This window comes from Streptomyces prasinopilosus (assembly GCF_001419695.1).
GTDB lineage: Bacteria > Actinomycetota > Actinomycetes > Streptomycetales > Streptomycetaceae > Streptomyces > Streptomyces prasinopilosus.
The window spans coordinates 1-7,757 of record NZ_LIRG01000552.1 but is presented as its reverse complement, the minus strand read 5'-3'; the positions used below and the strand labels follow the sequence as shown (position 1 = coordinate 7,757).

Below are 7,757 nucleotides of genomic sequence, written 5' to 3'. Positions count from 1 at the left end.
CGGCGGGATCGTCGGCGCCGAACTGGAGCGCAACGGCGGGGTGGGCGCCGTGGAACTCCCGCAGGCCCGGGAGGAGCCCGCCGGACGGGCGCCCGGAAGCATCGCCGGGATCGCCGCGCGGGCCCTGCCCAGCGTCGTCACCCTGCACGTCAGCGGGGCGGCGTCGACCGGCACCGGTACCGGGTTCGCGCTCGACGGCCGCAGGCACATCCTGACCAACGACCACGTCGTGCAGCCCGCCGGACGCGACGGGAAGATCACCGTGACCTTCCACAGCGGTGACACCGCGGAGGCCACGGTCGTCGGCCGGGACAGCGGCTACGACCTCGCCGTGGTGAGGGTCAAGGGCGTCGAGGGGCTGGCCCCCCTGCCCCTCGGCAACTCGGAGAACGTGCGGGTGGGCGACCCCGTGGTCGCCATCGGCGCCCCCTTCGACCTGGCCGGCACGGTCACCACCGGCATCATCAGCGCGCGCGAACGCCCCATCACGGCCGGCGGCGGGCGGGGCGACGGCAGTGACGTGTCGTACGTCGACGCCCTGCAGACCGACGCGCCGATCAACCCCGGCAACTCCGGCGGCCCCCTGCTCGACGCCGGGGGCCGCGTGATCGGCATCAACTCCGCCATCCGCTCCGCCGCCGGCGGCGGCGAGGCCGACGACGGCCGGGCCGGCTCCATAGGTCTCGGCTTCGCCATCCCCATCAACCAGGGCAAGCGCGTCGCCGAGGAACTGATCAACACCGGCAGGGCGACCCACCCGGTGATCGGCATCACCCTGGACATGGACTACGCCGGCGACGGCGCCCGCGTCGGCGCCGAGGGCAGCGACGGCGGACCCCCGGTCAGCGCCGGAGGCCCCGGCGACAAGGCCGGGATCAAGGCCGGCGACGTCATCACGAAGGTCGGCGGGCAGCGCGTCCACTCCGGCGAGGAACTCATCGTCAAGACCCGCGCCCACCGCCCCGGGGACCGGCTGGAACTCACCCTGGAGCGGGACGGCGAGGAGCGGGAGGTCTCGCTGGTGCTCGGCTCCTCCGGCGGTGACTAGCCGCCCGGCGGCACGGCGGCCGGCACGGCGGCGCGGGGGAGGCGGCCGGTGCGGCGGGCGCGGGGAGCGCGGCGGGCACGGGAGGGCGAACAGCCGGCGAAGACCGTCCCCGTCACGCAACCGGAGGCCCCGGCACGGTACCGGTCGTACGGGGTGGCCGGGTACCGTGGACCCGGCCCGGACCACGGAAGACCGCACCGACGTACGCCCGCGCAGGCGCACCGACCACCGAGGGCCGGGAGCCGAGGACATCGCAAGGAGCTTCAGGTGTTCAATGACATAGGACCGCTCGAGCTGGTGACGCTCGTCATCCTCGCCGTGCTCGTCTTCGGTCCGGACAAGCTCCCCAAGGTCATCCAGGACGTGACCAGGACGATCCGGAAGATCCGCGACTTCTCGGACAGTGCCAAGCAGGACATCCGCGAGGAGCTGGGCCCGGAGTTCAAGGACTTCGAGTTCGAGGACCTCAACCCCAAGACGTTCATCCGCAAGCAGCTGGACAACGACGACCTGGGGCTCAAGGAGATCCGCAGCGGCTTCGACCTGAAGAAGGAGATGGCCGAGGTCACGGACGCCGTCCAGGGCCGCGACCCCGAGCCCTCCTCCCCGTCCGCCCCGGGCGGGCGCCTCGACCTGACGAAGAAGCCCGGGAAGGCGGCCGACGACCGTCCGCCCTTCGACGCGGACGCCACCTGAACCTCCCCCGGCACGGCCGGGGCCGGGCGCACGGGGGCGCACGCCTCCGCCCACGTGACGCGTTTCATACTCCGTCAGGGCCCCGCACGGCCCGGACCGGACCTCCAGGCGGCCCACGCGCCGGGAGGTTTCCCGGGCGGGCGCCCACGAGGTGGCTATGCTGCCCCAGTTGTTGCGCGGTCCGGACGAGTACGCCCGAAGGGGGGCGGGCCGCCCCCGGTCCGACGAGAGCGAGGAGGCGTCCGGGCATGGAGACGACGAGTCGGGCAGTCGCGCAGGCGTCGGCCGCGGAGGACGGGCCACCCGTCCCCTCCGGGCGGCGCACGGTCGACGGCTACCTGAGCGCGCCCTTCCCGTGGTACGGCCTGGACGAGGCGTTCACGGGGCGGCGCTGGCTGATGCAGGTCGGCACCGCGGCGGACGGGGCCGTCGAGCACGGGTCGATCGGGCACGGGGACGAGCCCTCGGTGCGCAGCGAGTACACGGCCCAGCAGGCGGGCGAGGACGCCAAGGAGAAGTTCGCGGTCACCGTGACGGTGGCCGCCAACCCGGTGCGCCGCAGCGCGGACGGCACCGGGCTGCTGGAGGCCACCTCCGTCTCCTCCGCGGCCTGGCTCGCCGGAGTGGGACTGCTGTCGTTCACCTGGCCGGGCCAGATGGACCACTCCCTGCGCGACGACTGGCTGGAGCAGCAGACGGAGACGGCCTGGGTGCTGGCCGACGACCTCGACGGACCGGACTGGTCGACGCTGTCCCTCCCCGTGGACGGGGTGCCGACGCCCTTCCACTACCGGGAGTCCGAGTTCGGCTGGGTGCTCGCCGGATCGACGCGGGCGGGCGTGCACGTCGGCGCGTACGGCAGGGGCATGAGCGCGTACGGGCTGGCCTTCGCCGCGATCGAGGACATCACCGCCTACGCGTCCTGAGCGGGGGAGCGCGCCGCCGGCCCCGAGCGGGGAGGCACGCCGCCGGAGCCGGACGGGGAAGCGCGCCGCCGGACCCGGTCGGGGGCATCGCCGTCCCCGTACGGCGAAGGGCGCCGCCCCGCAGGACGGCGCCCCGGCCAGGACGCGGCACGACGGCCCTCAGGGCCCCGTACGGGCGCCCGGAGCGCTCAGAACTTGTTCCGGGGCGTGATGCCCAGCGCCAGGCCCGCCAGACCGCGCTGACGCCCGCCGAGCTTGCCGGCGATCGAGCGCAGTGCCGAACCCGCGGGGGAGTCCGGGTCGGACAGGACGACCGGCTTGCCCTCGTCGCCGCCCTCGCGCAGGCGCACGTCGATCGGGATGGAGCCGAGCACCGGGACGTCGGCGCCGGTGGTCCGGGTCAGCCCGTCGGCCACCGACTGGCCGCCGCCGGTGCCGAAGACGTCGACCATCTCGTCGCAGTGCGGGCACGGCAGGCCGGACATGTTCTCGACCACGCCGACGATCTTCTGGTGGGTCTGCACGGCGATGGAACCCGCCCGCTCGGCGACCTCGGCCGCCGCCTGCTGGGGCGTGGTGACGACCAGGATCTCGGCGTTCGGCACGAGCTGCGCGACCGAGATCGCGATGTCGCCGGTGCCCGGCGGCAGGTCGAGCAGCAGCACGTCCAGGTCGCCCCAGTACACGTCCGCCAGGAACTGCTGCAGTGCGCGGTGCAGCATCGGGCCGCGCCACACCACCGGCGCGTTGCCCGGGGTGAACATGCCGATGGAGATGACCTTCACCCCGTGCGCCGACGGCGGCATGATCATGTTCTCGACCTGGGTGGGACGCCCGTCGGCACCCAGCATGCGCGGCACCGAGTGGCCGTAGATGTCGGCGTCCACGACGCCCACCTTCAGCCCGTCGGCCGCCATCGCCGCCGCCAGGTTCACCGTCACCGACGACTTGCCGACACCGCCCTTGCCGGAGGCGACCGCGTACACCCGGGTCAGGCTGCCCGGCTTCGCGAAGGGCACCTCGCGCTCGGCCTGGCCGCCGCGCAGGGCGTTCGCCAGCTCCTTGCGCTGCTCGTCGCTCATCACGTCCAGCGTGACGTCGACCCGCGTGACGCCCTCCAGCCGGGAGACCGCGTCCGTCACCCGCTGCGTGATCGTGTCCCGCATCGGACAGCCGGAGACCGTCAGGTACACGGTGACCGCGACCGCCCCGTCCGCCCCGATCTCGACCGACTTGACCATCCCCAGCTCGGTGATGGGCCGGTTGATCTCGGGGTCGTTCACTGTCGCCAGTGCCTCGCGCACCGCGTCTTCCGTAGCCATGGTGTCGATGGTACGGCGCCCGGTACGTCCCCCGGTAAGCCCGCTACCGGTCGTCTGCGTCACGTCCCGCGGGCCGTTGCGCCCGCACGGCCGCGACGGAGCCGTGATGGTCCCGGTGCCCGTCCTGCCGTTCCTCGAGTTCCTTCATCATGTCCTGGAGCTCCGAGCGGATCCAGTCGCGCGTCGCGACCTCCCCGAGCCCGATCCGCAGGGCGGCGACCTCCCGCGTCAGGTACTCGGTGTCCGCGATCGCCCGCTCGTCCTGCTTGCGGTCCTGCTCCAGGTTGACCCGGTCGCGGTCGTCCTGCCTGTTCTGCGCCAGCAGGATCAGCGGAGCCGCGTACGAGGCCTGGAGGGACAGCATCAGGGTCAGGAAGATGAACGGGTACTCGTCGAACCGCAGCTCCTCGGGCGCGGACACGTTCCACACCAGCCACACGATGATGACGACCGTCATCCAGACGATGAACCGGCCGGTCCCCAGGAAACGCGCGATCCGCTCCGACAGACGCCCGAAGGCCTCCGGGTCCCACTCGGGCAGCAGCCGGCGCCTGGGCGGGCGCGGCTGGTCCAGCCGGGGCGTCCGCGTGCGGCCGGCGGCCGTGGCGCCCGCCGGGTGCCGCTGCTCGCGCGCGCCGTCACGCTCGGCCGCCATCGGTCACCACCCCCTCGTCGTCGTCCCCGACGTCCCTGCCGTCCGCGTCGTCCGCACCGGACCCGCCCTCCGCGCCGTCGTCGCGGTCCGGGGCGTCGTCCTCGTTCAGGTGGAACTCGGTCTCCCGCCAGTCGTCCGGCAGCATGTGGTCCAGGACGTCGTCCACCGTCACCGCCCCCAGCAGCGCGCCCGCCTCGTCGACCACGGGCGCCGCCACCATGTCGTACGTGGCGAAGAACCCGGCGACCAGGGGCAGCGACGCCTCCGGGGCCAGTGACTGCAGGTCGTCGTCGAGGATCGAGCCGACCAGCGTGTACGGGGGGTCGCGCAGCAGCCGCTGGAAGTGGACCGTGCCCAGGTACTTGCCGGTCGGGGTCTCCTCGGGCGGACGGCACACGTAGATCTGGGCCGCGTGCGCCGGGGACAGGTCAGGGTTGCGGATGCGGGCCAGGGCGTCGGCGACGGTCGCGTCGGGCCTCAGCACGATCGGCTCGGTCGTCATCAGACCGCCCGCGGTGTGCTCCTCGTACGCCATCAGGCGCCGCATGTCGGCCGCGTCGTCGGGCCGCATCAGGTCCAGCAGCCGCTCCTTGTCCTCCTCGGGCAGCTCGGAGAGCAGGTCGGCGGCGTCGTCCGGGTCCATGGCCTCCAGGACGTGGGCGGCCCGCTCCTCCTTCAGCTTGCCGAGGATCTCCACCTGGTCGTCCTCGGGCAGCTCCTCCAGCACGTCCGCCAGGCGGTCGTCGTCCAGCGCGGCGGCCACCTCGGCGCGGCGCTTGGCGGAGAGGTGGTGCAGGACGTTGGCCAGGTCGGCGGGGCGCAGCTGCTCGAACGTGGCGAGCAGGCTCTCGGCACCCTGCCCCTGCTCCTCCAGCGAGAACCCGCTGACCGCCGACCACTCGACCGTCAGCGTCTCCCCCTTGCCCCGCCGGAACGCTCCGCCCTTCTTGCCCTTGCGGACGAACACCCGGTCGATCACCCACCCCCGGCGGGCCGGGAGCTGATGCACCGACAGGTCGAGGACGGTGACCTCCTCGCCGGTCTCCACGAGCGTCACCCTGCGGTCCAGGAGCTCGCCGAAGACGAGCCGTTCGGTGGGACGCTGCTCGAAGCGCCGGACGTTGAGCACGCCCGTGGTGATGACCTGACCGGCCTGCACGGCGGTCACCCGGTTCATGGGCAGGAAGATGCGGCGCCGGCTGGGGAGTTCGACCACCAGACCGAGCAGCCTCGGTGGTCGCCCGCCCACCCGCAGCATGACGACCAGGTCGCGCACACGCCCCACCTGGTCGCCGGCCGGATCGAAGGCGGCGACGCCGGAGATGTGGGAGACGAAGAACCGGGGGGCGCCCGCTGCCATGGCGGCGGCTCCTTTTCGTACGGGTCGGTGCTGCCGTGCGTGTGTCCTGCTGCCTGCTCTGGTCCTGCCGTACCGTCCTGACCGCCGCTGCGCCGGTTGTCCGGATGGCCCGTTCGGGCGGCTTCAGGCTAGCCCGTCCCGATCGGCGCTGCTCCCGTGGCCGGTCCGGACGGACTGCCTCCGACCGGCCGGTACGGCCCCGGTACTCTGCGGTACGCCGTTCAGGTCCCCCCAGAGAGGCAGCGCAACCTGTGACTCCGATCTCCCCGGGCCGTTCCCGCACCGCCGTGCTGGCGAGTGCGGTGTGCGTGCTGCTCGTGACCGGCATGGGGCTCACGGGATGCTCCGAGGAAGCAGACCCGAACGAGGGCACCAACGGCGTCGGCAGGCTGTCCGCCGCCGAGATCCAGAAGAGGACGCGGACGGCCGCCAGGTCCGTCGACACCGTGCGGCTGCACGGGAACGTCGTCACCAGCGGGCGCACGTACACACTCGACATGCGGCTCAAGCCCGAGGGCGGCATCGGATCGGTCACCGCCGGGGGCCAGACGTTCCGGCTGCTGAAGGTCGGCGACGAGCTCTTCCTGAAGGCCGACGCCGAGTTCTGGGGCCAGGCGGAGGGCGGAGCCGGCCGGGACGACGCGGAGGGCGGGGGAGACGGCGCCTCGGACGCGGCGGCGGCCGGGAAGCTCGCCGAGAAGTACGTGAAGGTGCCGGAGGGCGACCCGTCGTACAAGAAGTTCACCGGGTTCACGGACAAGGACGTCCTCCTCGACGGCCTGCTGACCCTGCACGGAGCCCTCGCCACGGACGGCCACCACGAGCAGGGCGGCGTCCGCACCGTCCGCATCACCGGCGACAAGGGGTCCGGCGGCACCCTGGACGTCTCCCTCGAGGGCAAGCCGTACCCGCTGCGCCTGGTGCGCGCCGGCAAGGCGGGCACCCTCACCTTCTCGGCCTGGGGCACCGACTTCGCCCTGGAGCAGCCGGCCGAGGACGAGACGCTGGACTACGGGGGCCAGCTCCCGACGTCGTAGCGGGACCCGGACGGAGCGCCGGCACGGGAGGCACCGGACGGAAGGGCCCGGCGAGGGAGCCGGTCAGCGGCGCTTCCCGCGCCGTGCCAGCAGCCGGGGCAGGCCCGCGGGGGCCGGCCGCCGGGTCGTCACCGGCGTCGGCAGCGGGGGCTCGGCCAGGGACCCCTCGGGCAGCGGTGCCGTCACCCCGGTCGGCTCCAGGCGCAGCACCCGGCACTCACGCGCCCAGCGCTCCGTCATCGCCTCGCCGTCGGGCGCGTTGAGCCGCTTGCCCTTGAGGACGGCGACCGCCGCCTCCCACTCCCCGGACCCGGACGGCAGCTCCACGACCGTCGCGGCCCAGCAGACCAGCCGGCCGCCCTTGTCCTTGCTGCGCACCGTCACCTCGGCGGGCCCGCCGTCCGCCAGCCCCGGCAGCGGCTGCTCCCCGGGGCCGTCGCCGACCAGGCACATCGCGCCCTCGTGCCATGCGTGCCACAGCGGCCGGGCCGTGCCGCCGGACCCCCGGACCCAGACGAGGCCGGACTTCTTGGTGGCCTCCTCGACGAGGGCCCGGTCGAACAGCGCACTGGTCGCACTTGTCATGGGCCCAGCCTATCCAGGGCCTCCGGGCGGGGATCCGGATCCGGAGCGGGCTCCGGATCCCGGTCCGCACCCCGGGCCCCGGGGCGGGCTCCGGGACCCCACGCGGCCCCGGCCCCGACTCCGGCTCC

8 protein-coding genes are annotated in these 7,757 nt (G+C 73.7%); 4 read left to right on the top strand and 4 right to left on the bottom strand.

The features are described from left to right. From AOK18_RS21805 to AOK18_RS21795, 3 genes are all read left to right on the top strand, one after another. Positions 1 to 1,048: S1C family serine protease (locus AOK18_RS21805; RefSeq protein ID WP_055695450.1), on the top strand; the 1,048-nt coding region annotated here is incomplete at its 5' end. Between the two features lie 267 nt (positions 1,049 to 1,315). After that, a complete protein-coding gene (locus AOK18_RS21800; RefSeq protein ID WP_055695449.1) occupies positions 1,316 to 1,744 on the top strand; it encodes a sec-independent translocase in 429 nt (142 codons plus the stop codon). Between the two features lie 248 nt (positions 1,745 to 1,992). Further along, a complete protein-coding gene (locus tag AOK18_RS21795) occupies positions 1,993 to 2,670 on the top strand; it encodes a hypothetical protein (protein ID WP_055572698.1) in 678 nt (225 codons plus the stop codon). Positions 2,671 to 2,858: 188 nt separating this feature from the next. Here AOK18_RS21795 and AOK18_RS21790 read toward each other — a convergent pair whose 3' ends face one another. From AOK18_RS21790 to AOK18_RS21780, 3 genes are read right to left on the bottom strand one after another with little or no spacing between them, the layout of a single operon-like run. Further along, on the bottom strand, positions 2,859 to 3,992 hold the full coding sequence (locus tag AOK18_RS21790; RefSeq protein ID WP_055572699.1) for an Mrp/NBP35 family ATP-binding protein: 1,134 nt from the start codon (positions 3,990 to 3,992) through the stop codon (positions 2,859 to 2,861). Positions 3,993 to 4,035: 43 nt separating this feature from the next. Further along, a complete protein-coding gene (locus AOK18_RS21785; protein WP_055572700.1) occupies positions 4,036 to 4,647 on the bottom strand; it encodes a DUF1003 domain-containing protein in 612 nt (203 codons plus the stop codon). After that, positions 4,631 to 6,007, bottom strand: a complete 1,377-nt coding sequence (locus AOK18_RS21780; RefSeq protein ID WP_079105127.1) for a magnesium transporter MgtE N-terminal domain-containing protein — start codon at positions 6,005 to 6,007, stop codon at positions 4,631 to 4,633. Before AOK18_RS21780 ends, AOK18_RS21785 begins: the two co-directional genes overlap by 17 nt. Positions 6,008 to 6,258: 251 nt before the next feature. Between AOK18_RS21780 and AOK18_RS21775 the strand changes: the two genes are divergently transcribed. After that, positions 6,259 to 7,044 (top strand): hypothetical protein, encoded by a 786-nt coding sequence (locus AOK18_RS21775; RefSeq protein WP_055695448.1) that lies wholly within the window; start codon positions 6,259 to 6,261, stop codon positions 7,042 to 7,044. Positions 7,045 to 7,107: 63 nt separating this feature from the next. On the opposite strand, the gene AOK18_RS21770 is transcribed toward AOK18_RS21775, so the two are convergent. Then, entirely contained in the window at positions 7,108 to 7,629 is a 522-nt protein-coding gene (locus AOK18_RS21770) for a hypothetical protein (RefSeq protein WP_055695447.1), read from the bottom strand. Positions 7,630 to 7,757 lie beyond the last annotated feature (128 nt).

Bases quoted from the DNA above. Each gene is read 5' to 3' on its own strand.
- AOK18_RS21795 (WP_055572698.1), top strand. From the start codon at position 1,993: ATGGAGACGACGAGTCGGGCAGTCGCGCAGGCGTCGGCCGCGGAGGAC.
- AOK18_RS21790 (WP_055572699.1), bottom strand. From the start codon at position 3,992: ATGGCTACGGAAGACGCGGTGCGCGAGGCACTGGCGACAGTGAACGAC.
- AOK18_RS21785 (WP_055572700.1), bottom strand. From the start codon at position 4,647: ATGGCGGCCGAGCGTGACGGCGCGCGCGAGCAGCGGCACCCGGCGGGC.
- AOK18_RS21780 (WP_079105127.1), bottom strand. From the start codon at position 6,007: ATGGCAGCGGGCGCCCCCCGGTTCTTCGTCTCCCACATCTCCGGCGTC.
- AOK18_RS21770 (WP_055695447.1), bottom strand. From the start codon at position 7,629: ATGACAAGTGCGACCAGTGCGCTGTTCGACCGGGCCCTCGTCGAGGAG.